Source organism: Pseudomonas sp. 18058 (assembly GCF_902706155.1).
Lineage (GTDB): Bacteria > Pseudomonadota > Gammaproteobacteria > Pseudomonadales > Pseudomonadaceae > Aquipseudomonas > Aquipseudomonas rustica.
The window spans coordinates 105,131-130,337 of the sequence record NZ_CACSJY010000007.1 but is presented as its reverse complement, the minus strand read 5'-3'; the positions used below and the strand labels follow the sequence as shown (position 1 = coordinate 130,337).

General features: G+C 57.7%; 22 protein-coding genes. 10 read left to right on the top strand and 12 right to left on the bottom strand.

The features are described from left to right. Nucleotides 1–49 precede the first annotated feature (49 nt). The 6 genes from GVL50_RS06040 to GVL50_RS06015 all read left to right on the top strand — a co-directional run bounded on the left by GVL50_RS06040 (nucleotide 50) and on the right by GVL50_RS06015 (nucleotide 10,190). Nucleotides 50–3,259, top strand: coding sequence for a hybrid sensor histidine kinase/response regulator (locus GVL50_RS06040; protein ID WP_159812119.1), 3,210 nt, complete (start codon nucleotides 50–52; stop codon nucleotides 3,257–3,259). Nucleotides 3,260–3,301: 42 nt separating this feature from the next. Next, nucleotides 3,302–3,949 (top strand): response regulator, encoded by a 648-nt coding sequence (locus GVL50_RS06035; protein ID WP_159812139.1) that lies wholly within the window; start codon nucleotides 3,302–3,304, stop codon nucleotides 3,947–3,949. A 276-nt stretch (nucleotides 3,950–4,225) separates the two neighbouring features. Then, nucleotides 4,226–5,857 (top strand): methyl-accepting chemotaxis protein, encoded by a 1,632-nt coding sequence (locus GVL50_RS06030; RefSeq protein WP_159812118.1) that lies wholly within the window; start codon nucleotides 4,226–4,228, stop codon nucleotides 5,855–5,857. A 90-nt stretch (nucleotides 5,858–5,947) separates the two neighbouring features. Beyond that, a complete protein-coding gene (locus GVL50_RS06025) occupies nucleotides 5,948–6,253 on the top strand; it encodes a hypothetical protein (RefSeq protein ID WP_159812117.1) in 306 nt (101 codons plus the stop codon). Between the two features lie 23 nt (nucleotides 6,254–6,276). Beyond that, a complete protein-coding gene (locus GVL50_RS06020) occupies nucleotides 6,277–7,881 on the top strand; it encodes a diguanylate cyclase domain-containing protein (RefSeq protein WP_159812116.1) in 1,605 nt (534 codons plus the stop codon). A 116-nt stretch (nucleotides 7,882–7,997) separates the two neighbouring features. Further along, nucleotides 7,998–10,190: an OsmC domain/YcaO domain-containing protein gene (locus GVL50_RS06015; protein ID WP_159812115.1), complete on the top strand. Its 2,193-nt coding sequence runs from the start codon at nucleotides 7,998–8,000 to the stop codon at nucleotides 10,188–10,190. 334 nt (nucleotides 10,191–10,524) lie between these two features. Here the strand turns inward: GVL50_RS06015 and GVL50_RS06010 are convergent, their stop codons facing one another. The 5 genes from GVL50_RS06010 to GVL50_RS05990 all read right to left on the bottom strand — a co-directional run bounded on the left by GVL50_RS06010 (nucleotide 10,525) and on the right by GVL50_RS05990 (nucleotide 14,116). Beyond that, the gene (locus GVL50_RS06010; protein ID WP_159812114.1) at nucleotides 10,525–10,980 is read right to left on the bottom strand and encodes an HIT family protein; all 456 of its coding nucleotides are present in this window, start codon (nucleotides 10,978–10,980) and stop codon (nucleotides 10,525–10,527) included. 37 nt (nucleotides 10,981–11,017) lie between these two features. Next, nucleotides 11,018–11,512, bottom strand: a complete 495-nt coding sequence (locus GVL50_RS06005; RefSeq protein ID WP_159812113.1) for a PaaI family thioesterase — start codon at nucleotides 11,510–11,512, stop codon at nucleotides 11,018–11,020. A gap of 7 nt (nucleotides 11,513–11,519) precedes the next feature. Continuing rightward, nucleotides 11,520–12,677: a GGDEF domain-containing protein gene (locus GVL50_RS06000; RefSeq protein ID WP_159812112.1), complete on the bottom strand. Its 1,158-nt coding sequence runs from the start codon at nucleotides 12,675–12,677 to the stop codon at nucleotides 11,520–11,522. 106 nt (nucleotides 12,678–12,783) lie between these two features. Next, the gene (locus tag GVL50_RS05995) at nucleotides 12,784–13,812 is read right to left on the bottom strand and encodes an NAD(P)-dependent alcohol dehydrogenase (RefSeq protein WP_159812111.1); all 1,029 of its coding nucleotides are present in this window, start codon (nucleotides 13,810–13,812) and stop codon (nucleotides 12,784–12,786) included. Between the two features lie 55 nt (nucleotides 13,813–13,867). Continuing rightward, nucleotides 13,868–14,116, bottom strand: coding sequence for a hypothetical protein (locus GVL50_RS05990; RefSeq protein ID WP_159812110.1), 249 nt, complete (start codon nucleotides 14,114–14,116; stop codon nucleotides 13,868–13,870). Nucleotides 14,117–14,284: 168 nt separating this feature from the next. Here GVL50_RS05990 and GVL50_RS05985 point away from each other — a divergent pair, with 168 nt between their 5' ends. From GVL50_RS05985 to GVL50_RS05975, 3 genes are all read left to right on the top strand, one after another. Further along, complete coding sequence (locus tag GVL50_RS05985) at nucleotides 14,285–14,929, top strand: ATPase (RefSeq protein WP_159812109.1); 645 nt, start codon at nucleotides 14,285–14,287, stop codon at nucleotides 14,927–14,929. Between the two features lie 86 nt (nucleotides 14,930–15,015). After that, nucleotides 15,016–15,357, top strand: coding sequence for a hypothetical protein (locus GVL50_RS05980; RefSeq protein ID WP_159812108.1), 342 nt, complete (start codon nucleotides 15,016–15,018; stop codon nucleotides 15,355–15,357). A gap of 353 nt (nucleotides 15,358–15,710) precedes the next feature. After that, nucleotides 15,711–16,343: a LysE family translocator gene (locus GVL50_RS05975; protein WP_159812107.1), complete on the top strand. Its 633-nt coding sequence runs from the start codon at nucleotides 15,711–15,713 to the stop codon at nucleotides 16,341–16,343. 648 nt (nucleotides 16,344–16,991) lie between these two features. Here the strand turns inward: GVL50_RS05975 and GVL50_RS05970 are convergent. From GVL50_RS05970 to GVL50_RS05945, 6 genes are all read right to left on the bottom strand, one after another. Next, nucleotides 16,992–18,185 carry a GAF domain-containing sensor histidine kinase gene (locus tag GVL50_RS05970; protein ID WP_159812106.1) on the bottom strand — a complete coding sequence of 398 codons (1,194 nt, stop codon included), beginning with the start codon at nucleotides 18,183–18,185 and terminating at the stop codon, nucleotides 16,992–16,994. Nucleotides 18,186–18,301: 116 nt separating this feature from the next. Further along, on the bottom strand, nucleotides 18,302–20,479 hold the full coding sequence (locus GVL50_RS05965) for a TonB-dependent siderophore receptor (protein ID WP_159812105.1): 2,178 nt from the start codon (nucleotides 20,477–20,479) through the stop codon (nucleotides 18,302–18,304). Nucleotides 20,480–20,696: 217 nt separating this feature from the next. Next, a complete protein-coding gene (gene yghU, locus GVL50_RS05960; RefSeq protein ID WP_159812104.1) occupies nucleotides 20,697–21,536 on the bottom strand; it encodes a glutathione-dependent disulfide-bond oxidoreductase in 840 nt (279 codons plus the stop codon). A gap of 697 nt (nucleotides 21,537–22,233) precedes the next feature. Then, entirely contained in the window at nucleotides 22,234–22,671 is a 438-nt protein-coding gene (locus GVL50_RS05955; RefSeq protein ID WP_159812103.1) for a hypothetical protein, read from the bottom strand. A gap of 96 nt (nucleotides 22,672–22,767) precedes the next feature. Further along, entirely contained in the window at nucleotides 22,768–23,184 is a 417-nt protein-coding gene (locus tag GVL50_RS05950; RefSeq protein WP_053120758.1) for a GFA family protein, read from the bottom strand. 89 nt (nucleotides 23,185–23,273) lie between these two features. Then, nucleotides 23,274–24,200, bottom strand: a complete 927-nt coding sequence (locus GVL50_RS05945; protein ID WP_159812102.1) for a LysR family transcriptional regulator — start codon at nucleotides 24,198–24,200, stop codon at nucleotides 23,274–23,276. A gap of 125 nt (nucleotides 24,201–24,325) precedes the next feature. Here GVL50_RS05945 and GVL50_RS05940 point away from each other — a divergent pair, with 125 nt between their 5' ends. Next, the gene (locus tag GVL50_RS05940; RefSeq protein ID WP_159812101.1) at nucleotides 24,326–24,601 is read left to right on the top strand and encodes a DUF2798 domain-containing protein; all 276 of its coding nucleotides are present in this window, start codon (nucleotides 24,326–24,328) and stop codon (nucleotides 24,599–24,601) included. Between the two features lie 3 nt (nucleotides 24,602–24,604). Here the strand turns inward: GVL50_RS05940 and GVL50_RS05935 are convergent, their stop codons facing one another. Next, nucleotides 24,605–25,111, bottom strand: coding sequence for a cupin (locus tag GVL50_RS05935; RefSeq protein WP_159812100.1), 507 nt, complete (start codon nucleotides 25,109–25,111; stop codon nucleotides 24,605–24,607). Nucleotides 25,112–25,207: the final 96 nt, after the last annotated feature.

The window sequence follows — 25,207 nt, the reverse complement described above, 5'->3', positions numbered from 1 at the left end:
ACTACTATTGAAGGGCGCCTGGCGCGTTACATCCTTTTCGAGGCGATTGATGAGAGCGGACACCCTGTTTGGAAAACTGGCTAAAAGCTCCACGCGACTCAGCGGCGGGCTTCTGCTGTCGTTGGGCGTAGTGGCGGTGTTGGTCCTGACCAACTTCAGGGCGATCATGCTTTTGCTCGGCGGCGAGGAAGAAAAGGCGAGGGCACACTTCACGCGAATCATCGAGAACGTTCGCGAGCAGGAAACGTTTCTGCAAGCAATCGCCGATAAAATGGCGACCACCACCGAACAGACGCTGACGGCTCCAGGCACCCTGAAACCCACTGCGCAATACAGCGACGTCGATCATCAAATATTTGAAGTCAGCGAAAGCAGCTTTTCTCTGCCATTTACCGTGGCCCAGCCAACAGGTCTGCGCGAGGGAAGCCTGGCGGTGTTGTCTTCTCTAGGCTGGCATCTGACCAATTACTACAGCCGCTTTTGGGCCCAATCCAATTTCCTCTCGCCACAGGTCTTCGCATTCAGTCCGGAAACTTCCGGCAGTATCGCCGTGCCGGCCATTGGCAAGTTCCGCAGCCAGACGTTTCTTTCATTGCAGAATTACAAGGATCTGGTGCAACAGATCAATCAACAGGTGGCGGCAACACCGATCTCTTCGACAACACCGAAAGTTCACTGGAGCCACGTGCCGGGGAATGCACAGGACGTGGGCTGGAGTGGCAAAGTATTGGCCTACGTCGTGGGTGATTTACCGAGCGGCCCGATTCGCACGCAAAGTGGTATGGAACATATGGTGGTGGCCACTTTGCTGGACACTAAACGGCTAAGTGGCGTCGGCCGAAACACGGATTTGCCGTTTCATGGTCACTTCGCGTTGATCTCACCGAAGGGCGCCGTATTGACCGGGCTACTGGATGCGCCGGTGCAGGAAGAAGGCCTGTTCTTCAGTGACAATGGCTTGTCGATCTCGGTGATTGATCAATCAATCAGCGGTCAGCGTTGGGCCGCGCAGTACTTCATTGATTACGCAAGCCTGCTCCGTTGGGCACTGTTTCCCTTGCTGCGATTGTTGGTGATATCGCTGCTATTGTTTTTCGCTTTCAGATGGCTGTACCGGACTTTCTACAACCGCATCGTGCTGCCAGCCAATAGCGCCCAAGTGCAACTCGTCGAAAGTGAGGCGTTCAATCAGTCGGTCATCGAGAATGGCCCTGCGGCGTTAATTGCCATTCGCCTGAATGATGGTGCACTCGTTATCGAGAATCAGCAGGCACAGAATAATCGGCCGGTTTCTCACGCCCTGGTCGAGATGCTGCGCCACCCTGCGACAACGCTTGAAGGTGAAGCGTGCATGGTGATGCAGGGCCGCTATTACCTGATCAACGCCTCGACGGCCAGGTATCAGGAACAGGATGTGCTGTTGTGCGCCTTTTCCGATGTCACGCAAAACCAGGAGTTCGCCGCGGCGTTGCGTGATGCCAAACGGCAGGCAGAAAAAGCCAACGAAGCGAAAACCATCTTTCTCGCGACCATGAGCCACGAGATTCGCACACCGCTCTACGGCGTTCTGGGCACCCTGGAACTTCTCGGTTTAACGCCTCTTGAAAAGAGGCAGCTTGAGTACCTGCAAACTATCCGTATTTCGTCATCGACGGTTCTGCAAATAATCAGTGATGTATTGGACGTTTCGAAAATCGAGTCAGGCGAAATGAAGCTCGACTCGATGATCTTCAATCCACTGGATCTCGCCGAAAACGTCATCTCTGCGCACGTTGCCAATGCCAGGGCCAAGGGCTTGCAGATTTACGCCTGCATTGATCCTGGCATCCCGAATGTGCTGGTAGGCGACGAGGTCAGGACAGCGCAGATCATCAATAACTTTTTGAGTAATGCGATCAAGTTCACCAACATCGGCAGAGTGGTTCTGCGCTGTCGCGTGCTGAAAGATGAGGAACATCAAGTCACCCTCGAATTTCAGGTGGCGGATACCGGCATCGGCATCACTGCCGAGCAACAACGGCACTTGTTTGAACCGTTCTACCAGGCGCGCACCAGTAATCTGATCAGTGGCACCGGGCTTGGTTTATCGATCTGCAGCCGTTTCGCGGTACTGATGGGCGGCGAGATTACGGTCATCAGTGAGCCGGGTCTGGGCAGCAGTTTCACCCTGCGGTTAACGCTCGCCAAGCCCGCTGAAGCCTGTGCCCTGAGTCCGGACATTGACCTCGCAGGCATCGATGTTTACGTCCGCGCTCCGGCACGGGAAGTGGCCGACAATATCTGCGGATGGTTGACCCGTTGGGGCTGTCGTGCAACGGCGTTCATGAACAAGTCAGCGGACGTCCATTCAGGCGCCGTGCTGATTGATGTGTTTGGCAGCGCAGAACTACCCTTCCAGTGGTCGGGCAGAACGATTACTTGCCTGAGTGATGGTTCCAGGGTGGCGGAGCGCACGGACAACGGTTTACGCGTCAGCGCTCACTTCGTTAAAGCCATTGCCAATGCGCTGATGATGGAGAAAAACCAACAGAGTGTGACGGCTGCGGCGCCCCTGAACAGCGCCTTGCCGTCGCTGAATCTGAACGTGCTGGTGGCAGAGGATAACTTGATTAATCAGGCTATTCTCAAAGAGCAACTGGAGGCGCTGGGTTGTAATGTCCTGTTGGCGGGCAATGGCTTGCAGGCGCTGAAACTTTGGGAGCAAGAGCGCTTTGATGCAGTGTTGACCGACGTGAATATGCCTGTGCTGAGCGGTTATGAACTGGCCCGATCGATCCGTGAGACCGACAGCGATTTGCCGATTTTCGGCATCACTGCCAACGCCATGCGCGACGAAGGAGAGCGCTGCCTTGCCGCCGGCATGAACGCCTGGCTGGTGAAACCCTTGAGCCTCGCGGATTTGCTCAGGGTGCTGGCGAGTTTGAAGTCCGAGGATGTTGCGGGTATAGCGCAACCTCCGGCCCAGCTTGTAAGCGCCGTGCCGATTGTCCTGTCCGAGGCGATGCGCGCGTTGTTTCACAGCACCATGCAGACGGACATGGCAAGTGCCCGATCCGCGCTCGGCATGGCGCAGGTTGAGGAACTTGCGCAAGTGTTGCACTCGGTCAGCGGCGCCCTGGCAGTGGTGCGCGCTGATCAGTTGTCGGCGTCGTTTGCGCAACTGGAATACAAAGTACGTGACCAGCGGCTCGATGCCGAGTTGATCGGCGAAGTCGAACAAGCGCTGTCTGCACTGGAAGATTTAGTGGGTTCTTTATGATGGCTGCAAATCGATTCGAATTAATGTGAGTGCGCAATGAGCATGCAAAAAATCACCGTCGTCATCGCTGATGACCACCCGATTGTCCTGTTGGGCGTTCGCGAGCTCATTGAGCGTGATGGCCGTTTTCAAGTGATAGGGGAGGCGACCAGCTCTAGCGGACTGGCTGGACTGTTAGAGACTGTCAGGCCGGACATATTGGTGACCGACTACAACATGCCGGAAAACTCGATTTACGGAGACGGGCTGAAACTCATCAAGTATTTGGTGCGCAGCTATCCGTCGATGCAGATCCTGGTGCTGACCATGGTCTCGAACAACTTGATTCTTTCCAGGCTTTACGAACTCGGCGTGGCCGGGGTGGTGCAAAAGAGCCAGTTGCATGCGGAGGTGCAACGGGCGCTGGATGCACTTAGCCAAAAGCGTCGCTACAAATCCCCCGGGTTCAACAAGATCACCGTGGTCGAAAACAATCGCCAGATTGACGAGCGGCTTGCCTTGCTGTCCTTGCGTGAACTGGAAATCCTTCGGCTGTTCGTTTCCGGCATGAGCTTGCGGGATATCGCGATTAACCAGAACCGCAGCGCGAAGACCATCAGTAGCCAGAAAGTGGCAGCGATGCGCAAACTTGAAGTGGCCAGTGATCAAGACCTCATAACCTATTGTCTTGAGGCCAATTTGTTCCAATAAGTCCATCACCTGGATTGTTCTAATCCAGGTTTTTTCGTCTCAACACCCTTCATTTTTCAGGATTGCCTGATAGCCCGGCTGTTTGTTCAAACGTACTGTGCCTGAAATAACGGTTAGCCGGGATTTTCGGCGGACGTTTCCATATTTTCTCATGAGCACGCTTAGTAAGTGGACGCCCATCGTTGCCTGGCTTGAATGCGCAGGCGTGGGCCGGTTTCTTCGGTTTAGTGTCGTGGGACAAGTAAGTTACATAAACTATCGAACACGGTGATGTAGATGTCTATCAGAAGCATTAAATTAGTCCCTCGGACATTATTGAGCTTCGGCCTTACTTGTCTGTTGCTGCTGATATTGGGTGGGCAATCATTGTGGCGCATGAATAATGTGCAATGGGCCGTGGGTGACTTGCGTGACAATTGCCTGCCCAGCGTGCGTCAAGCTGCCAAGATTGAAGCCGCGACCTATAAGTTGCGCCTGGCCAATTTGTTTTTTGCCATCAGCAGTTCACGGGGCGCCGCTGAAATCGATAAGGCCGGTGCAACACTGACAGAGTTGCGCAACTCATTGAACGTCGAAACTCAGGCTTATGTTCCGTTGATTTATGGGCCCGAAGAGCAGGCGCGTTACGATATTCTACATGCCAATGTTGAGGAATATTTGAAACAGGTTGATCAACTTCTATTGATTGGCCGCAAAGGCTCCGAAGACGATACCGTCGCGTTTATCCGGTCCAATACTGCGCCTGCAGCAGATCATGTGATGGCCGCGGCAGAAAGTCTGCAAAGCCTGATGAGTGATCGCTCGGAAACCTCCGGCGCGATGGCTCAGGTCGAAGCCCAACACAGCACCACCGCGACCATCATCATCGTGTTGCTGGCGGTGCTGGCCACCGCCGTTATCACCATGCTCTTCACCCGGAGCATTATTTTGCCAGTCCGCGCGCTGTTGGCGTCGACGAAAAAAATTGCCGCCGGCAATCTGGTGGGCGAAGTGGAGGTGTCCGGCAGGGACGAAATCACCGAGTTGCAGACCTCGACCGCAGAAATGCTCACCAACCTGAAACAGACCATCCTGCATATCTCCGAGTCGTCCTCCATGCTGGCGGCCTCTTCGGAAGAGTTGAGCGCCATCACCTATGAGTCCAATGCCAGCGTTCAACAGCAGAGCAGTGAAACCGAGTTGGCGGCAACGGCCGTCAACCAGATGACCGCAGCAGTGGAGGAAGTGGCGCGCAATGCGGTGGCGGCGTCCGTCTCGACGCAACAATCGGAACGCTCGGCACGCACGGGCATGGAGCGCGTCACTGAAACCATTGCGTCCATCGAAAACCTCAGCGGTGCCGTACAAAGTACGGGCACGCAGATCGAACAACTGGCGTTGCAGACGCAAAGTATCGCCAAAGTACTCGACGTGATTCGAGCCATCGCCGAGCAGACCAACTTGTTGGCACTGAACGCGGCCATTGAAGCGGCGAGGGCGGGCGAGCAGGGTCGCGGCTTTGCCGTGGTGGCTGACGAAGTTCGTGCACTGGCGCATCGCACTCAAGTATCCACCCAGGAAATCGAGAAGATGATCGAAGGCGTTCAGGCCGGTTCGGAAAGCGCAGTGTCTTCGATGAAACAGACCGATCTTGAGGCCATCGCCACGCTGAGCATCGCCCGCGAGGCCGGGGTGGCGATTACCGAAATTACCAAAGCGGTGTTCGACATCAATGAACGAAACTGCTTGATTGCCACGGCTTCCGAAGAGCAAGCGCAAGTGGCGAAGTCGGTCGATCAAAACCTGGTCAGCATCAATAACCTGTCGATGCAAAGTACGGCAGCGGCGGGTCAGATATTTACCGCCAGTAATGAGTTGTCGGTGTTGGCGACCAACCTGAACAAACTGGTTACTCGTTTCGAATTCTAAGTAGGCAGCGGTTGGCCCGTTGCAGGTTTCAGACAATCGGCAGAAATGCTTAAGGACGACGATTTAACTAACACTGCGGCAGGAGTTAACATGAGTCCCGAATTCAAAGCTCACTATCCGGAAAGCTTGCGCACCATTTATATATCGCGGGTCGAAACCTGCGATGTTAACTGGTTTATCAATCAATACGTCGACAGTCGATTTCTGCATGCAAACTTTCATGCAAAGAATGAAATCGTCATGCTGCTGAGAAGTTATCCGGGAGCGTCGCCTGTCAGGATCTATGAGCTTAACGCCTGGCTTGATCATAACCTCGTGTCCAGGGTGTTATGTCATCCAGGGGTTCGGGCATTGAAGTTAGTGGTCAATAATGATTGGTCTTCACGCGTCCTGTAGTTTATTGGTGGCGAATAATAATAATGCGAAATTTTCTGGCTATTGATTCCAGTCCGCGCTTTCTGGTTGTCCTGTCGGCGGGCGTCACCCTGGCCATACTGCTGGCTGTGGGTGGCGTGTTTGCGGTGAAGAAAGTCGACGGTTATGTCAGTACGATGTTTAACGGCAATGTTGCAACCATTGGCCACCTGTCGACCATCCGCTCTGCACTTTTTGATATCCGTAGATTGCACTGGCGTTCGTTCGCTTTGCGCGATCCTGCGCAAACAGCGGAATACACCCAAGCGATCAATGCGCAATTGGCGGTCATCAGCAAGGAATGGGCGCTGTACGATCCCAACGGTATCAGCAGTATGAAAGAGGCGTTGCTTGCCGACCAAATCAGAGCCGAGTTACCCAAGGCCCGCGCTATCGTACGCGCCAGCCTGAAACGATTGGGGAGCAATGATTACTCAGCGCAGTGGTACCAGGCGCGCATTCCCTATCTGGAGCATATCGATCAGTTGATTGCCCGGGACATCGACACCAACATTGAACAGGCCGCCCGGTTTTCTGCTCTGAGCCAACAGGTATTTGCACGGTTTGTCAGCGTCGCCGTCTTGTTGTTCTGTCTGGGAACCGTCGGGGTCGCCGGCCTGGCGCTGCGTTGGCGGCACCAGCGCGACAATGCCGTGCGTCGATCCCGTGAACATCTGTGGTTGGTCAATCAGGTGTTCAACGTCACGCTGGACAGCGTGATCATTACTGATCGCCACGGGCATATCACCAAAGTTAACCCGGCCTTTTATGGCATGACCGGTTATACGGAAGAGGAAGTGCTGGGTTGCAACCCGAACATGTTGAGTTCCGGCCGGCAGTCCCCGGAGTTTTACAAAGAGATGTGGCAATGCCTGATTAATGAAGGGCATTGGAAAGGGCAAGTGTGGAACCGCAAGAAGAATGGTGATTTCTATCTTGAATCACTGTCGATTACCGCGATTGCGGGCCTGAACAAAACCGATCTCAACTACGTGGCGGTTTGCAGCGACATCACCCAACAGCACGCCGATCAGGAGTTTCAGGGCTACCTGGCAACCCACGATGTATTGACCGGGCTGCCCAATCGCCTGTTATTTCGCGAACGTCTGACCCAGGCCCTCGCTCGCGCTCATCGCTCCGGTTTGAAAGTCGCGGTGATGTTTCTCGATCTGGATCACTTCAAGGAAATCAACGACACCCTGTGGCATGGCGTTGGCGATGACACACTGATCACTGTGGCCAAGCGCTTGAAAAGCGTATTGCGGGACGTTGATACCGTCGCTCGACTGGGTGGTGACGAGTTCGCTTTCATCCTTGAAGATATTCACGAGGCCACACAGATCGAGCCGATTGCACGCAAACTGCTCGCCGCCGTGGGCGAGCCGATTGCACGCAAACTGCTCGCCGCCGTGGGCGAGCCGATTCTGGCGAAAGGTCATCAAGTGTCCGTCACCCCGAGCATTGGCGTGAGCCTCTACCCGGATCAAGGCCACACGCCGATTGAGCTGGTGGATCAGGCCGACAAAGCCATGTATGAGGCGAAAAAATCCGGCAAAAACGCTGTGCGCTTCTTCACCCAGATGCTCGACACGGTGGCGAAAGCGGGGTAGCCGCCGGGGTTGCGGTCTCTGGAACCGGTCAGCGGCCGTTCCCGAAACCGCAAGACTTCCCGCGCAAAAACCGGATAATGGCGGCCATTCGTTTAGCCGTATTCTGGTAATCCCGCATGGAAATCAAGGTCAATTTTCTCGACAACCTTCGACTTGAAGCCAAGTTCGACGACTTCACGGTGATCGCCGATCAGCCGATTCGCTACAAAGGCGATGGCTCGGCACCGGGGCCGTTCGACTACTTTCTGGCTTCGTCGGCGTTGTGTGCGGCTTACTTTGTGAAGTTGTACTGCGACACCCGTAACATCCCCACGGAAAATATTCGCCTGTCGCAGAACAACATCGTCGACCCGGAAAACCGCTACAACCAGATTTTCAAGATCCAGGTCGAACTGCCGGCGGACATCTCCGACAAGGATCGCTTGGGCATTTTGCGTTCGATTGATCGCTGCACGGTGAAGAAGGTCGTGCAGACCGGCCCCGAGTTCATCATCGAAGAAGTCGACAACCTCGATGCCGATGCGCAAGCCTTGTTGATGCCGGTTTCCACGTCCGAGGCAGGCACCTACATCGCTGGCAAGGATCTGCCGCTGGAGCAGACCATCGCCAACATGTCCGGCATTCTCGCCGACCTCGGCATGAAGATCGAAATCGCTTCGTGGCGCAATATCGTGCCGAACGTCTGGTCGCTGCACATCCGCGACGCGCATTCGCCGATGTGCTTCACCAACGGCAAGGGCGCGACCAAAGAAGGCGCTCTGGCGTCGGCATTGGGCGAGTTCATCGAGCGACTGAACTGTAACTTCTTCTACAACGACCAGTTCTGGGGCGAAGAAATCGCCAACGCCGAGTTCGTGCACTTCCCGGATGAACAGTGGTTCAAGCCCGGCGCGAAAGACGAACTACCGACTGAAATCCTCGACGAGTACACCCTCGGCATTTACAACCGCGACGGCGAGTTGCGCGGTTCGCACCTGTACGACACCAACTCCGGCAACACCCAGCGCGGCATCTGCTCGCTGCCATTTGTGCGCCAGTCGGATGACGAAGTGGTGTACTTCCCGTCGAACCTGATCGAAAACCTCTACCTCAGCAACGGCATGAGCGCGGGCAACACGCTGGCCGAAGCGCAGGTGCAGTGCCTGTCGGAAATCTTCGAGCGCGCGGTGAAACGCGAAATCCTCGAAGGCGAAATGGCCTTGCCGGATGTGCCACAGGAAGTGCTGGAGAAATACCCGAGCATCCTCGCCGGCATCAAAGGCCTGGAAGAGCAGGGCTTCCCGGTGCTGGTCAAGGACGCGTCGCTGGGCGGTGAATTCCCGGTGATGTGCGTGACCCTGATGAACCCGCGCACCGGCGGCGTGTTCGCCTCGTTCGGCGCGCACCCGAGCCTGGAAGTAGCGCTGGAACGCAGCCTGACTGAATTGCTCCAGGGTCGCAGTTTTGAAGGTTTGAACGACTTGCCGCAGCCGACCTTCTCCGGGCAAGCGGTGACCGAGCCGAACAACTTTGTCGAGCACTTTATCGACTCCAGCGGTGTGGTGTCGTGGCGCTTCTTCAGTGCCAAGCCGGATTTCGAATTCGTCGAGTGGGACTTCTCCGGACAAGGCGAAAATTCCAACGCCGAAGAGGCCGCGACGCTGTTCGGCATCCTCGAAGACATGGGCAAAGAAGTCTACATGGCGGTCTACGAGCACATCGGCGCCAAGGCGTGCCGCATCCTTGTGCCGGACTACTCGGAGATCTACCCGATCGAAGACCTGATCTGGGACAACACCAACAAAGCCCTGCAATTCCGCGCCGACATCCTCAACCTGCACAGCCTGAGCAAAGTCGGCCTGCGCAACCTCGCCCAAGGCCTGGAAAACAGCGAGCAGGACGATTACACCGAAATCACCACGCTGATCGGCATCGAATTCGACGACAACACGCCGTGGGGCAAGTTGACTATTCTGGAGCTGCGTTTGCTGATTTATCTGGCGTTGCAGAAGTTTGAACAGGCGAAGGATCTGGTTGAAGCGTTCCTGCAATACAACGACAACACGGTTGAACGCGGCTTGTTCTATCAAGCGGTGAACGTGGTGTTGGAGATGGAACTGGATGAAGACCTGCTGCTGGAAGATTACGAAGCCAACTTCCGCCGGATGTTCGGTGACGAGCGGATGGATGCGGCGATTGGCTCGGTGAATGGCAGCGTACGGTTTTACGGTTTGACGCCGACCAGCATGAAGCTGGAAGGGCTGGATCGGCATTTGCGCTTGATTGAGAGCTATAAGAAATTGCATTCGGCTCGGGCTGATTTTCAGTAGCTTGAATTGTTACCCTCACCCCAGCCCTCTCCCGGAGGGAGAGGGGGCCGACCGAGGTGTCTTGCGTCATACATCGACCTGAACGACCGGGTCGATTATGGATTCGGTGAAGCGCTTTCAGAAGACCTAGTCGATTCTGGATTCGGCAAAGTACTTTCAGGTCGGCGTACCTCACCAGCATCCCCCAATCAGTCCCCTCTACCTCTGGGAGAGGGCTAGGGTGAGGGGCATAGGTGATCAACCCAAACATCGAATGCCGACCCCATTGGATTCTGGATTCGGCAAAGCACTTTCAGGTCGGCGAACCTCACCAGCATCCCCCAATCAGTCCCCTCTACCTCTGGGAGAGGGCTAGGGTGAGGGGCTCCAGCATCAGCGCAATCCTCATCCGCTGTTCCCCATGCACATCCTCCGCATAAGGCACCGCCGTCTTCCAGTCATAAAACCACGCAGGCATTTTGCGTTTGTCGTCTGGTTCCGTGGCGTAACGGGGAAACAAATGGCAATGCAGCTCTGGCTCTGAATTACCCAGAATTTCATAATTCATGCGCAGCGCACCGGTGACCGCCAAAACCACATCCCCAAGGCGCGCCATGTCGAGCAGGTAAACCGCCCGGGCCTCCGCGTCCAGATCATTCAAACTCGGCACCACCGGGTCGGGCAGCAGCAGGCAATAACCCGGCAGAAACTGCACATCGCCCATGACCGCCCAGCCTGAAGGCATTCGGCAGATGACTTTTTCGTTGCTGCCATTGCGGGCCATTTCGACGCGTTGCGAGATAAGCGACATTCACAATCCTTGATGAAAGTTTTGAGTTCAAATTACCTTAACGTCCGTGCGCAGCATCCGCCAATGATCCCGTATCAACGCGCACAAACACCGAATCACCCACCGCTGTCAGCACATCGCCGGCAAACACCTCGCAGATCACCCGCGACTTGCGCCCGACTTCGCCTTCAACCCTGGCCTTCAACGTCAGCGGCACACCCATCGGCGTCGGTTTGATGAATTTGATGCCCAGATTGCCCGTGACGCAATCGATACGCGGCAGGCTGCCCGGCTCGCGATTTTCGGCGCGATAGTGGTAGGCCATCGCCGTCCAGTTGGAGTGGCAGTCGACCAGCATCGCGATCAAGCCGCCGTAGACCAGATCCGGCCAGCCGCAGTATTTGGCCTCCGGCACATGCTCGGCGAGGACGTGCACGCCGTCTTCATGCCAGTAGCTTTTGATGTGCAGACCGTGCGGATTGCTACCGCCGCAGCCGTAGCAAACGCCTTCTGGTGCGGCGCTGTCTTGCAAAGCAGTGTCGAGGCTGGTCATGGTGTTTTCATCCTGAAAGTGGGAGCCCGGTGAGGCGAATGCGGTTGCGGCCACCGCGTTTGGATTCGTAGAGCGCGGCGTCGCCTTGTTCGATCAGCGCCGCCAGACTGGCCGGCGGCGCCTCGAACAGGGTGGCGCCGAGGCTCAAGGTGACCGGTTCGGTGGTGGGGAATGTCTGCGCAGTGGTGCCGAGAAACTGCTCGCGCAGCACGTTGCCGAGTTCGACGATACGTTCGCTGGAGGCGCCGTTGAGCAGGATGACGAATTCGTCACCACCCAATCGTGCTGTCAGCGCATTACGCGGCAGCAGCGAACGAATCATCTCGCTCAAGGCGATCAGCAAGCGGTCGCCGGCGATATGACCGTACTGATCGTTAACCAGTTTGAAGTTGTCGATATCGATCAGCAGCAGGGCGCCGGGACGTTCAGCCGAGACATCGGCGAGCAAGCGCGGCGCTCGTTTTTCGAGGGCGCGGCGGTTGTAGAGGGCGGTCAGCGGATCGCGTTCGGCGAGGCGGGCGATCTCTTTTTCGCGGCGATAGCGCTCGGTGCCGGTCATCGACAGCGCAATCAGCATGATCGCCATCGCGCCTTCGACCAGTGAAATCTGGATGATCTCGCCACGAAACGCTGCCAGATCAATCAGCGTGCCGGGGATGACCACGGTCAGCGCCTTGGCGATATAAAAAGCCCCGTGCACCAGTAAAACGTAGCGCAATTGCACGGCGCCGACGCTCAGGGATTTACCGTGCGGGCGCAGTAGAAAACTGCCTTTGAGCGTCGCCAGCGCCACCAGTAGCGAGTTGGCCGCGAGCATGACTTTCGACCACAGCGGCCCGTCCGGCAGCAGCAACATCACCAGCCAGGTGACGAAAATCAGGTACCAGGCGCTCGACAGGCGCGTCTGGGTGAAGCGCGCGACACCGAGCAGGAACAGAAAGTGTGCGGTCACCAGCAGACCGTTGGCGAACCAGATGCCGATCAGCAAAAAGCCGCTGCTGCGTAGCAAGGCGAGGGTGGAACCGACGGTGATCGTGGCGAAACCGGCGCTCCAGAACAGCAGGGAAGGCTCGCGAATGCTGCGCCACTCGATCGCCAGGTACAGCGCCGCGGCGGCTGCAAGCGCAATCGAGATGGTCAGCATTGTAATAGGGTCGAGCGGCATTTCTGAGCGAGCCTGTCTATTGGGCGGTAAGACCGGCGATTGTAAGCGTTTGCGGGTGTTTTGGCAGGAGGGCGGCGCGCACGGCAATCGCCGCCGCGCCGAACGGTTACTGACTGGCGTCGAGCACCACGCGATAGCGCGCCTTGCCGCTGCGTAGATGGTCGACGGCCTCGTTGACCTTGCTCATGGGAAACATCTCGACTTGCGGCAGAATCTGATGCCGCGCGCAGAATTCGAGCATGGTCGCCATGGTGCCCGGCGAGCCAACCGGTGAGGCCGACAACGATTTTTGTTGAGGAATCAGATCGAACACATGCACCGGAATCGCGCTGGGTACGATGCCAACGAAGTGCAACCGGCCGTTGCCGCGCAGGGTCGCGAGCATGGCTGGCCAGTCGAGGTCGGCGTTGGCGCTGATCAGCAGAAAGTCGAGGGTGCCGGCAATCGCTTTCAACGCGCTGCTGTCGGTGGAGGCGACGACGTTGTGCGCGCCCAGACGCTTGGCTTCCTCCTGTTTGTTCAGCGATGAGGTGAACGCGGTGACTTCGCAGCCCCACGCGTTGAGAAAGCGCAGCGCCAGATGGCCGAGGCCGCCGATGCCGACCACGCCGACGCGGTCGGTCGGTTTGACGCCGAATTGCAGCAGCGGATTGAACACCGTTGAACCGGCGCAGAACAGTGGCCCGACCAGCGCTGGATCAAGCTGTTCCGGTACTGGAATCGCCCACGCCCAGTGCGAACGCAGGCGATCAGCGAAGCCGCCGTTGCTGCCGATGATGGTCGGTTGCGCGGTGCCGCACAGTTGTTGCGAGCCACTGATGCAGGACGAGCAGTGCATGCAGCTGCCCTTGTACCAGCCGATCCCCACGCGTTGACCCATTTTCAGGCCGCGCACTTGTGGGCCCATGCGCACGATTTTGCCAACCACTTCATGGCCCGGCACAAACGGATAGCGGCTGATGCCCCAATCGTTGTCGATCAGCGACTGGTCGGAGTGACAGACGCCACAATATTCAACGGCGACTTCAACGTCTTCTTCGCCCAACGCGCCGGGGTCGTAGCTATAGCGCTCCAGCGGTGCGCCGGCAGCGGTGGCGGCCCAGCCGTTGAATGGGCTGGTTTCGGTGTTGCTCATGGGGCACCTCCGGTAGGACTCACAGGGACTGTGACAGCCCGAGGAGTCTAGCCGGTCATTGCGCTGGCGCGAGCCAGGTGTCCACCACCCGTCGATCCAGTTCTTCCCAATAGGCCATGCCTAACACCCGCGTGGTGTTCAGCCCACGCAGGTAGCCGCGCAGTTGATTGGCGGTGTCGAGAATGAGCTGTGGGTCGTGGATGTCTTTATCGAGCAGGACGCTTTCGTACTGGACGAGGTATTCGGCCACCCGATCACGGAAGTCGGGCAGTACGGCGTCGCGGATCAGATCAAACGTTCTCAAGGAAAGATCCTCAGTGATTATTTTCGTTGGAATTGAGTGTGTATCAATCTACACGGCGCGCAACTATCGCTGGAAGTAATAGTGATCATCACGAAACGGAAGTTCTGCTTTAGCGGCGTTAGGCGGAAAATTGCCTCCATCGAACACGCTGCTCAAGGAATTTGCGCGATGAACACATTGACCCGACTGGCTCTGGTCGCCCTGCTGATGGGCGGAGCGGTTGCCGCTGCACCGACCTACGCAGACGACGCCCGGTCGTGTCACTTGCAACCCATTACGGCCAGCAGTGCGGCGTTGAAACACACGCAAACGGTCGGCGTGTTGTACAGCGAAAACACTTTGGAAAACCTGCAATACCTGGAGCGTTACCACGACATGGCGGCGAACGGCGCAAAAGATGCGCTGGACTCGCGGATTCGTGAAGCGTTTGTCGCCAGTTCCGATCCGGAGTTGGCGGTCGACTGGTTGATCAGTTCGTTGCAGCAGCAGTTTTTGTCGGTGACCGTTTACGACAATCTCGATGCCTTGATTCAGGCGCATCCGGACGTGGTGGTCAAGCTCGACACGTTTAATCGCTTGCTGACCCAGCGTAACAGCCTGGTTGAGGCGCGTTTCACCGCGAAGTTCTACGACGCCAATCTGCAATACATCGGCAAGGCCGAAGGCGCGATGGAGAAAAACTTGCCATCGGTCTGGGTGCATAACCTGGCAGCGCCTGCTGTTGCTGCGCAGATCGACAAGCAGCGTGACCTGCAACTGAATGCGTTGAAGCAGTTCGACGCTTCGCTCAAGGCCCTGGTCGCCGCGAGCTGAACCCAACACATAAATGGCGATGGCGGCTCCGTGAGGCTGAACCATTGCCGGTTAAACCGAACCTTTTATTTTCAGGGTTGAACCCGATGCGTCCTTTATTTGTGCCTGTTCTGGCGGTTGCTTCCTTGTTGCTCGGCGGCTGTGCTTCCGCCCCGAACACGCCGAGCCTGACCTTGCAGACCAGCAAGACCCCGGCGCAATACGCCGATTGCGTGGTGCCGAAGTTGCAGGGCGATGCGCTGAGCCCGACTGTTTCGCAAACCCAGCGCAGCTACCGGATCGTGGTGCCGAGCAAGATTTCCGCCGACAACGTGCTGGAGGCCTACAAGGCTGGCACCGGTGGCAAGGTGTTCATCTATGAACGCCATTTGCTTGCCTCGAACTTGCTGCCCTCCAGTTTTGAACGTGCTGCACAGGATTGCATCTGAAGACTGTGCGAACACGTATCTGAAAGAGCTCCTTTGGTTGGCCGCAACCAACCAATTTTTTGCCCCGCGCCTTTATGGGTTGCGGGGTTTTTTTTGCCTCTACGAAATCTCTCATGAGAAAAACCTCTGTGGCATGTGAGGTCATTGTGGCGAGGGGATTTATCCCCGTTGGGCTGCGAAGAAGCCCCTCTTTAGATTCAAAAGAAAGGGCCGCTGCGCGCCCCATCGGGGATAAATCCCCTCACCACAATGACCTCACTTGCCACAATTACTCTTTCATCACGGGGTTCTGTGTATGACGGTTTTCAGGGCTGCTGTAACATGCCGACACCCACCTGTCGCGAGCACTGAAAATGGATTCTCACTCGATTCTGACCTTCACCCTGGTCGGCGCCATCGCAATCGCCAGCCCCGGCCCGGCGACGTTGATGGCGATCAACAACAGCTTGGCTCACGGTCAGCGCAGCACGATCTGGTCTTCGCTGGGCAACGCCAGCGGCCTGTTCTGCCTGTCCGCCGCCGCGATGCTGGGCCTCGGCGCCTTGCTGGCCAGTTCCGAAATGCTCTTCAACGCAGTAAAAATCCTTGGCGCCGGCTATCTGTTCTACCTCGGGGTCAAGCAACTGCTGAAAAAGGGCCCAATGCTCGCAGTTGGCAGTGACAGCGATACCAGCAAAAACCGCCCGAGTCGCGGCAAGCTGTTCAAATCGGCATTCCTCACCGCAGTGACCAACCCGAAAGCGACGATGTTTTTCACCGCACTGTTCCCGCAGTTCATCGATCAGGACGCGGCGCTGCTGCCGCAGTTTTTCATCCTGACCTCGATCTTCATGGCGCTTTCGGTGTCATCGCTCAGCGTCTACGCGGCGTTGGCGTCACGCGCCAAAGGCGTACTGACCCGGCCCGCGCTGTCGCGGTGGGTTAGCCGGGTGGTGGGGACGACGTTCATCGGTTTCGGGGCGGCGATTCTGACGATGCGTCGGTAGACGGCTTTTTTGATGTGCTGGGTTCCAACTGTGGGAGCGGGCTTGCTCGCGAAGGCGTCGGGTCGTGCGACTGGATTTCTGCTGACTGGGTACATATCCATTGCTGCGGCAACGGCCGCTTAGGGTTCCGCCCTTACGGCGGGTCACCTTTTCCAGACGCCGAAAAGGTAACCCAAAAGGCTTTGCCCCAGCGTTCGGCCCGCTCGCTGGGGCTCGGGGTTCCTTCGTTACGGAATTCATCCGGGCGCATCGCCTCCGGTTTGCTGCGCTGCACCTCCTCTCGATGTGTTTGGCTGCGCCAAACGGTCGCTACGCTCCCACCCCCGGATCAATCCCTCCACTCAGCCTGCCGACGGGGCGGGTAGCGCAAGATCAAAAGCTGCAGCCGAGCTCGCGCTCATCCTGTGTAGGAGCTGCCGAAGGCTGCGATCTTTTGATGTTGCTTGTGCTTTTGTAGGAGCCGGGCTTGCTCGCGAAAGCGGTGTACCTGCAACGTGGATACTGAGCCTGCCGCCGCCTTCGCGAGCAAGCCCGCTCCCACGGGTTTCTGGGGTGTATCCAAAATCCCGGTCATACCGAAAACACTGGGGAAGCTGGCTTGCCAGCGATGGCGGCCTGACAGCCGGCCAGTCTTAAGCAGCCATCGCCTCAAACCCACTTGAACTGAGCCGGGAACCGCGCCACAAAGTGTGTTCCCGACTCGGCGTCTGAGGTCACGCTCAACGTGCCGTTGTGCGCCGAGGCAATCTGCGCCGCGATATACAGCCCCAACCCCAAACCTTCTTTGCGATGGCCGGCTTCCGAACGGGAAAACGGTTCGAACAGCAGCGGCATCAATTGCGCCGAAATCGGAGTGCCCTGGTTAGTCAGCGAGATCACGATTTCATCGTTCTCGGCGTAGGCGTTCAAGACAATCGGCGCGTGAACCGAACCGTGAGTGGCCGCATTACCCAGAAGATTGGACAGTAACTGGCTGATGCGCAGCGCATCGCAATACACGCCGCTCGGCACATTCAGGGTATGCGTGAACGTCGCTCGCGGGTGTGACGCCTGCACTTCTTCAAGGGTCAGTTGCAGCGTCTGTTGCAGGTCATCGACCAGTTTGCGCTGGATCGGAATCCCGCCACCCAGCCGCCCACGAGCAAAGTCGAGGATGTTTTCAATCAGCACGCCCATGCGCAACGAGCTGTTGCGGATCGCCGAAATCAGATTCAGCGAACGTTTTTCCTCGGTCTTGGTTTCCAGCAGATCGGCACTCATGCGAATCGCGCTCAACGGCGTGCGCAAATCATGCCCAAGCACCGCGATGAACTGCTCGCGCAATCGGCCAAGTTCATTGGCATCGGCCAATTCAACCTTGGTGGCCGCCAGATGACTTTGCGTGTCGAGGCTCATGGCGATCAGTTGAGCGAACAGGGTCAGGGTTTTCGCGATGGCCGGTTCGTCGAGATTGGCCGGGACTGAGTCGATGGCGCACAGCGTGCCGAAAAAATCGCCATTGGCTTTGACGATTGGAATGGAAATGTAGCTTTCCAGGCCATAGGTTATCGGTGTGTGGTGCGTGGAAAAGATCGGGTGGGTGCTGGCGTGGCCGAAGATCACCGGTTGCTGGTGTTGGCGGATTTCATGACAGATGGTTGATTCCAGCACCAGTTCGCCGCCGGGTTTCAGGCCGAAATCGATCGAGTCATCGACAGCGCAGGCCACCCAGTTGCGCTCAGTGACGCGGGCAACCGCCGCGAAGCGCATGCCAGTGAGGTGTTTGACCATGCTCAGAATTACCGGCACGGCGTCTATGCTGCTGATCGCGTCGATGTCAGCTGAGAATTGCGGGTCGGTCATGGCGGGCGCTTCGAAAAGATATCTGTCAAAGACTATCTCTTATTAGCCGACATGACTAATTGCTCCAGCGCAACAAATGCAACGGCACCGAGAAAATCCCGGCGCCGTTGGTCGTTTTAGAACTTGTATTTGGCGGTCAGCATGTAGCTGCGCGGATCGCCGTAGTTGTCGTTGGAGCCCCACGTGGTGTTGGAGCCGATGGCGGAGTAGTAGACGCGGTCGAAGATGTTGTTGGCGTTAACTTGCAGATCGAGGTGCTGGTTGACTTCGTAACCGGCCATCAGGTCGGCGGTGGCATAGCTGCCCTGTTCGACGCGATAGGTGCCGTTGGCGACTGGCACGTCGTTGTACATGCGGCTCTGCCAGTAGACGGTGCCGCCGACGCGGAGTTTTTCCAGCGGGCCTTGCAGGCGATACATCGTCGAAACCTTGAACAGGTGCTCCGGCGTGTCGGTGTCGAACTGCTGATTATCGTTGGCCGGGTTTTCGTCTTTGATGTAGTGAGCGCGGGTGTAGGTGTAGCCGGCGCCCACTTGCCAGTTTTCGGTCAGCGCACCTTGCAATTCCATGTCGACGCCCTGGCTGCGAACCTTGCCCGAGGCCTGATAACAGGTCATGACCGGGCAACCCAACTGCGTTTCGGCGGTGGTGGCGCGGTTGGTCTGGTCGATCTGGAACACCGCCAGGCTGGCGTTGAGCGCACCGTTGAAGTATTCGCCCTTGATGCCGACTTCGTAGTTTTCGCCAACAATTGGATCGAGCACTTTGCCGGACAGGTCTTTCGACGATTGCGGGCTGAAGATGTCGGTGTAGCTGGCGTACAGCGAGTGATGATCGTCGAGTTTGTAGATCAGGCCGGCGTAGCGGGTCAGGTTGCGGGTGACTTTAAAGTCGCCATCGCCGCTGCGGTCGTCGTAGTCATACCAGTCGAGGCGACTGCCGAGGATCAACGTCAGCGGGTCGGCGAGGCTCAGGCGCGTGGTCAGGTAAACCGCGTCCTGCGTGGTGACGGTGCGGGTTTTGCTGTCGCGCACGAAATCAGGCTTCGGCGCGCCGATCGGCCAGGCGGTGGTGTATGGGTCGTATTCTTTGGAGGTCGCATCGTAGACGCGATTGCTCGCACCGACGACCAGTTCGTGGGTGCGGCCGAAGGCTTCAAACGGACCGCTGGCAAACGCATCGATCGATCTTTGTTTGTCGGTGTTGTGCGACTGGTAGGCGGTGGTTTCCAGCGGGCCGCTGTAGCGCGACAGATAGGTGCCGGAGAATTCGCCGTTCAGCGTCGAGGCGGAACCCGCGACGTGCAGGCGCCAATCGTTGTTGAAGCGGTGCTCGATATCGCCGAAAACGGTGTCGATCTGCAGCTTCTTGTTTTCCCAGTCGGTGCCGGGATAGGTCGAGCGGGGCAGGTCGAGGTGGTGTCCGTCGGTGCCCAGCGGCAAGCCGCCCCAGAAGTAGTTGGTCTGCTCGTTCTGACGCGAGAAGCCCAGGGATGCGGTGGTGCTGTCGCTCAGGTCGGCTTCACCGATGGCGTAGAACAAGCCGTGATCGTTTTGTTCTTCGTCGCGGAAACTGTCGGCGCCCTGATAGGAACCCACCACGCGGCCGCGCAATGTGGCGCTCTCGTTCAACGGGCTGGAGGCGTCGATCTCGCCGCGATAATCATCCCAACTGCCAGCGGCGCCGGTGAGGGTGACTTGCTGCTCGGCCGTCGGGCGTTTGCGCACCATGTTGATCGCGGCCGAAGGGTTGCCGGCGCCGGTGACGAGACCGGTGGCGCCGCGAATGATTTCCACGCGGTCGAACATCGCCAGATTCGGTTGCACGGCCATCGAGAACGGTTGGTACGAACTTGGCAGGCCGTCGTACATGATGTTGTCGATGTCAAAACCGCGCGAGCTGTAAGTCTGCCGGCCCGGGCCGCTGGATTGACTGAGGAACAACCCCGGCGTCGCTTTGACCACGTCGTTGACGCTGGTCATGGCCTGATCGTCCATGCGCTGGCGGGTGATGACGGTTACCGCTTGCGGTGTTTCGCGCATGGTCAGTGGCAATTTGGTCGCGGTCTGCATCGGGCCGGTGGTGTAGGAGCCCGAACCTTCGGTGGTGCTGCTCATTTGCGTGGCGCCGATTTCGGTGGCGCCGAGCTCCAGAACGGTGGCTGGGGCGTCATCTTTCGGCTTGGTTTCAGGCGTTTCATCCGCTGAAACGCTGGTGATGCTGGCCATGCAGATGGCGAGTGCCAACAGGTTAGGTGAACGGTTTGCACGACGGCTTTTGGTGTGAAACGACATCAATCTGCTTCCCCAAGTAATACAAAAACGAATCTGTTGCGACTGCGTGTAGGAATTATTCGCATTAGTCTGGCAGATCGAATCGCTCGAAGAAACCCGTACGAGTCAGTTAGTTAATGAAATTTTCACATTTGGCGCGTTTGAGAACGCGGGGGCTGAAGCGGGGAGTCGCTGCCCATCAACGAACATTATGATCGGCAGCGAGGGGGAGAGGGGGTCAGCTTAAATCTTCGGCTTGATGGCGCTCAGGCACCTGAGTTGCCTCATCTCCCCACGTGCGGTTGACCCGCAGGCCACGAATCACCGCAGGACGATTGGCGATCTCTTCGGCCCAGCGCTGCACGTGGGTGTATTCCTGCGCCGCGAGAAACTCCGCCGCTGAATAAACGTTGTTGCGCACCAGTTGGCCGTACCACGGCCACACTGCGATGTCGGCGATGGTGTAACTGTCGCCGGCCAGATACGGACTTTCCGCCAGACGCCGATCGAGCACGTCGAGCTGACGCTTGGCTTCCATGGTGAAGCGGTTGATCGGGTATTCGAGCTTCTCCGGCGCATAGGCGTAGAAATGGCCGAAGCCGCCGCCGAGATAGGGCGCTGCGCCCATTTGCCAGAACAGCCAGTTGAGGGTTTCGGTGCGCCCAGCCGGGTCTTTGGGCAGGAAGGCGCCGAATTTCTCCGCGAGGTAGAGCAGGATCGCACCGGATTCGAACACGCGAGTCGGCGGTTCGGTGCTGTGATCGAGCAGGGCGGGGATTTTCGAGTTGGGGTTGATCTCGACGAAACCGCTGGAGAACTGGTCGCCCTCGTTGATGCGGATTAGCCAGGCGTCGTATTCGGCAGCGGTGTGCCCCAATGCCAGCAGCTCTTCGAGCAGGATAGTGACCTTGACGCCGTTGGGCGTGGCCAGGGAATACAACTGCAAAGGATGCTTGCCGACCGGCAGGGTTTTGTCGTGAGTCGGCCCGGCCGTCGGGCGATTGATACTGGCGAACTGGCCGCCGGACGGTGCTTCGTGTTTCCAGACTTTGGGCGGAACGTAAGGCGACTTGCTCATGAAACAGACCTCGTCATCGATGAATGCACGACAAGGAATATACCCAATCAAGGGTGATCCATGTAAAACCGGACTGCCTGCCAAACAGTGTTGACCCTGCCGCCGCCTTCGCGAGCAGGCTCGCTCCCACAGGGTTCTCGGCCGCACCCAAAATCTCGGTTACATCCCAAATCCTGTAGGAGCCGAGCTTGCTCGCGAAAGCGGTGTGTCAGGCGATGGAGAGGTTGTCTGTGCCGACGCCTTCGCGAGCAAGCTTTGCTCCTACAGATTTCTGTCGAACACAAAGGCCCGTGTACGCCCCAAATCAAATGTGGGAGCGAGCCTGCTGGCGAAAGCGGTGTGTCAGGCAATGAACATGTTGACCTTGCCGCCGCCTTCGCGGGCAAGCCCGGCTCCCACAGGGTTCTCGGCCGTACCCAAAATCCCGATCAAACCACCCGATAACTGTAGGAGCCGAGCTTGCTCGCGAAAGCGGTGTGTCAGGCGATGGAGAGGTTGTCTGTGCCGACGCCTTCGCGAGCAAGCTTTGCTCCTACAGATATTCTGTCGAACACAAAGCCCGTGTACACCCAACTCAAATGTGGGAGCAAGCTTTGCTCCTACAGATTTCTGTCGAACACAAAGCCCGGTCACACCCCAAATCAAATGTGGGAGCGAGCCTGCTCGCGAAAGCAATCTGTCAGACGCTGAGATCTGATTACTGGCGGATATCCCCGCAGAAAATATCGACATTCCCATCAGTCGCGGCCGTGCGCACCACCACGTAATACTCACCGGCCAGCAACGTCGACAACTGCACCGGCGCGCTTCTTGAGAAGGCCCAGCCACGCACCGGTTGGCGCTCTGTATTGACCTTGTCGTTCATCGCATACGCCACGGGCCCGGGCTGTGCGCAGCTGCCTTTGTTGACGAAGGTGTACAGGCGCAAGGGCAGGGAAGCCCCGTTGGGTGCGCCGCTGATGAAGAAGCTGAAACCGGTGTCCTTGCCCCAGTCGGCGAGCGTGACGTTGCCGATCTGACCGCTGTTCTGGCGAGTGGCGGTGAGCGTCACGTTTGCGCCGGGTTTATATGAAGAGGCGCAACCGAACAGGCTGGCGACTACCAACAGTGCGGTGAGTGAATGACTGAATTTCATGGCTGGCCTCCGTTAATGAAGAACTGCAACCACTCAGTTAAGCAGATCGTCGGGCGTCTGAAACCGTCGCATCAACCCGACCACCGTTTAACCTCTTCACGCGCGGCTCTTCGGCCGCTGATCCGCCATCTCGTACCACGACGCCTTAGACGTCAGCTCGACGTGCTTCTGATTGTCCGAGGTGAAGTGCGTATCCAGCGTGCCCAGTGCCACCGAAACCCACTCGGCAAATTCACCCTGTGCCCGCGACCAGAACATCGACGAGCCGCAGTGCGAGCAGAACTGGCGCACCACCGATTCTGAAGACTGGTAGGACTTGAGGTCTTCACCGCCCTGCAACAGTTCCAGGTTGCCGCGCATCACACTGCCGTAGCTGGCAAATGCTGCGCCGTGGCTTTTGCGGCATTGGCTGCAATGGCAGTGCGAAAGCGCTTTTGGCCGTGAGCGGATCTGGTATTTGACGGTCCCGCAGAGGCAACTGCCGCGGAAGGTTTGGGGTGAAGGTGTGAGCATTATTGTTTTGGTTCTCCATGAAGGATGTACAGCGATCACCGAGGCGCGACTGTGCCTGATTCCGCGCGTTTCGGCGAGTTCGACTTGTATCAAAAATCCATCGGCCAGCGCTGTTTCAGGTGCTCGGTCAAATACTCGATAAACGCTCTGACTTTAGCCGTCATCGCCGCGCGCTCCTGCACGCAGGCGAAAATCTCCATGGGCTCGACAACCGCATGAGTTGCGTCGTCGCGTTGTGCAAACAACGGCAGCAGTTGGCCGTTTTGCAGATACGGAGCCGCGACGAACTCCGCCAGTCGGGTGATGCCGGCGCCGTGGATTGCCATTTGCGTCAGCGCGTCGATGTCGTCGCTGATCGCGGTCGCGTTGATATCAGCGTCGTAACGCTGGCCATCGCGGATAAAACTCCAGCGCAGAAAACGTCCGTCCAAGGGGTAACGAAATGCCAGGCACGCATGGTTTTGCAGATCGTCAGGCGATTGCGGCCAGCCGGCGCGCTGCAAATAAGCCGGCGCGGCGCACATGATGAAGGGCAGGGACACGATCTTGCGCGCGACGATGCCGTCCTCCAGTTGCGGCTTGATCCGCAAGCTCAGATCGATGCCGTCCTGGATGTGATTGATCTTGCCGTCGGTGGTCGACAGCTCGATCAGCAGGCGCGGATGTTGCGCGGCGAAACCGGCAATCAGCGGCGCCAGCACATGCCGGCCGAACGCCGAGGTCGAGGCGATGCTCAATCGACCTTGCAGTTCGCTGTCTTCGCGATTGATCGAACTTTGCGCGGACTCCAGATCCGCCGCAATCCGCTTGACCTTTTCGTAGTACACCGCGCCGTTTTCGGTGAGTGCCATGCGCCGGGTAGTGCGTTGCAACAGGCGCACACCGAGGTGTGTTTCCAGGCGATTGATGGTCTGGCTGACCGCTGCGGCACTGACGCCTAACGCCTTGGCGGCGCCGACGATAGAGCCGGATTCCACCACTTTGATAAAACTGGCAATCGCCGCTAACAGATTCATCGATGGTCTGCCGGAAGGGGTTGATTCGTAAGTTCTGCTTTATAAAGCACCTGCATTTGGCCGTCTAGTTTAGGGGCGAGGGCTTTGCTAACGTGCCCGCTCCCTGTCAATGGATGGAAAGCCCTATGAATCAACGAAGCAGTGCTGAAGCCGTTTATGTCCGTCGCCGCAAGCTCTCGGCGCGAGCGACGCCGTATGTGTTTGCGTTGTACATGGCGACCATCATGGCTTTTCTGATGTCGCTGGTGATTACCGCCGCCAATTCAGGCATTGATAACGACTACCTGAGTAATGCGCTGCACGCCTACAAGCTGGCGATGCCGGTGGCGTTTCTGTGCATCCTCGTGGTGCGGCCGATCGTGATCAAACTGGTTTCGATGACGGTGCATCCGCATCGTTGACCGTTACTTCGACCACTGCTGGCTGACCGCGCCGTGCAATCCCTGCACCGGATCCGTTTGCGGAAACGGTAGATTCTTGATCTTCTCCAACTGCTGCGAAGTCGGCGCCTCGCGGCAGATATCGGCATGCTGCCCGGGCGGATAAGCGCCGACCACGAGGAAGTCATCGCTTGATTCCAGGTTGCAATGGCCGGTGCCGGCGGGCAACAGCACCACGTCACCCGCGCTGACTTCAACGACATGTCCGTTGGGCCCGCCGAGCATCAACCGCGCATGACCAACGGCAACTCCGAGCACTTCATGGCCCTCGGTGTGATAGTGGTGATAATCGTAAATCCCGTAGCGCCATTGCGGTGGCCAGCCATTGGCGTTGAAAGTTTGCTCGAACAGCTCGGCAGGGTCGCTGCCTTCGATGGCAATCGCCTGGCGGTAGATTAAAACCGGCAAGCGCGGGTTGTTCGGTACCCAATCGTTGGGTTGGAGCAGCAGGGATTGTGGGGGCGTTTGCATGCTGTGTTCCTCTGCCGAAATTTTGTGTGAATGGCTCTGGCCTCTTCGCGAGCAAGGCCGCTCCCACTTTGCAATGCATTGTAAATGTGGGAGCGG

Bases quoted from the DNA above. Each gene is read 5' to 3' on its own strand.
- GVL50_RS06040 (WP_159812119.1), top strand. From the start codon at position 50: ATGAGAGCGGACACCCTGTTTGGAAAACTGGCTAAAAGCTCCACGCGA.
- GVL50_RS06035 (WP_159812139.1), top strand. From the start codon at position 3,302: ATGCAAAAAATCACCGTCGTCATCGCTGATGACCACCCGATTGTCCTG.
- GVL50_RS06030 (WP_159812118.1), top strand. From the start codon at position 4,226: ATGTCTATCAGAAGCATTAAATTAGTCCCTCGGACATTATTGAGCTTC.
- GVL50_RS06025 (WP_159812117.1), top strand. From the start codon at position 5,948: ATGAGTCCCGAATTCAAAGCTCACTATCCGGAAAGCTTGCGCACCATT.
- GVL50_RS06020 (WP_159812116.1), top strand. From the start codon at position 6,277: ATGCGAAATTTTCTGGCTATTGATTCCAGTCCGCGCTTTCTGGTTGTC.
- GVL50_RS06015 (WP_159812115.1), top strand. From the start codon at position 7,998: ATGGAAATCAAGGTCAATTTTCTCGACAACCTTCGACTTGAAGCCAAG.
- GVL50_RS06010 (WP_159812114.1), bottom strand. From the start codon at position 10,980: ATGTCGCTTATCTCGCAACGCGTCGAAATGGCCCGCAATGGCAGCAAC.
- GVL50_RS06005 (WP_159812113.1), bottom strand. From the start codon at position 11,512: ATGACCAGCCTCGACACTGCTTTGCAAGACAGCGCCGCACCAGAAGGC.
- GVL50_RS06000 (WP_159812112.1), bottom strand. From the start codon at position 12,677: ATGCCGCTCGACCCTATTACAATGCTGACCATCTCGATTGCGCTTGCA.
- GVL50_RS05995 (WP_159812111.1), bottom strand. From the start codon at position 13,812: ATGAGCAACACCGAAACCAGCCCATTCAACGGCTGGGCCGCCACCGCT.
- GVL50_RS05985 (WP_159812109.1), top strand. From the start codon at position 14,285: ATGAACACATTGACCCGACTGGCTCTGGTCGCCCTGCTGATGGGCGGA.
- GVL50_RS05980 (WP_159812108.1), top strand. From the start codon at position 15,016: ATGCGTCCTTTATTTGTGCCTGTTCTGGCGGTTGCTTCCTTGTTGCTC.
- GVL50_RS05975 (WP_159812107.1), top strand. From the start codon at position 15,711: ATGGATTCTCACTCGATTCTGACCTTCACCCTGGTCGGCGCCATCGCA.
- GVL50_RS05970 (WP_159812106.1), bottom strand. From the start codon at position 18,185: ATGACCGACCCGCAATTCTCAGCTGACATCGACGCGATCAGCAGCATA.
- GVL50_RS05965 (WP_159812105.1), bottom strand. From the start codon at position 20,479: ATGTCGTTTCACACCAAAAGCCGTCGTGCAAACCGTTCACCTAACCTG.
- yghU (WP_159812104.1), bottom strand. From the start codon at position 21,536: ATGAGCAAGTCGCCTTACGTTCCGCCCAAAGTCTGGAAACACGAAGCA.
- GVL50_RS05955 (WP_159812103.1), bottom strand. From the start codon at position 22,671: ATGAAATTCAGTCATTCACTCACCGCACTGTTGGTAGTCGCCAGCCTG.
- GVL50_RS05950 (WP_053120758.1), bottom strand. From the start codon at position 23,184: ATGCTCACACCTTCACCCCAAACCTTCCGCGGCAGTTGCCTCTGCGGG.
- GVL50_RS05945 (WP_159812102.1), bottom strand. From the start codon at position 24,200: ATGAATCTGTTAGCGGCGATTGCCAGTTTTATCAAAGTGGTGGAATCC.
- GVL50_RS05940 (WP_159812101.1), top strand. From the start codon at position 24,326: ATGAATCAACGAAGCAGTGCTGAAGCCGTTTATGTCCGTCGCCGCAAG.
- GVL50_RS05935 (WP_159812100.1), bottom strand. From the start codon at position 25,111: ATGCAAACGCCCCCACAATCCCTGCTGCTCCAACCCAACGATTGGGTA.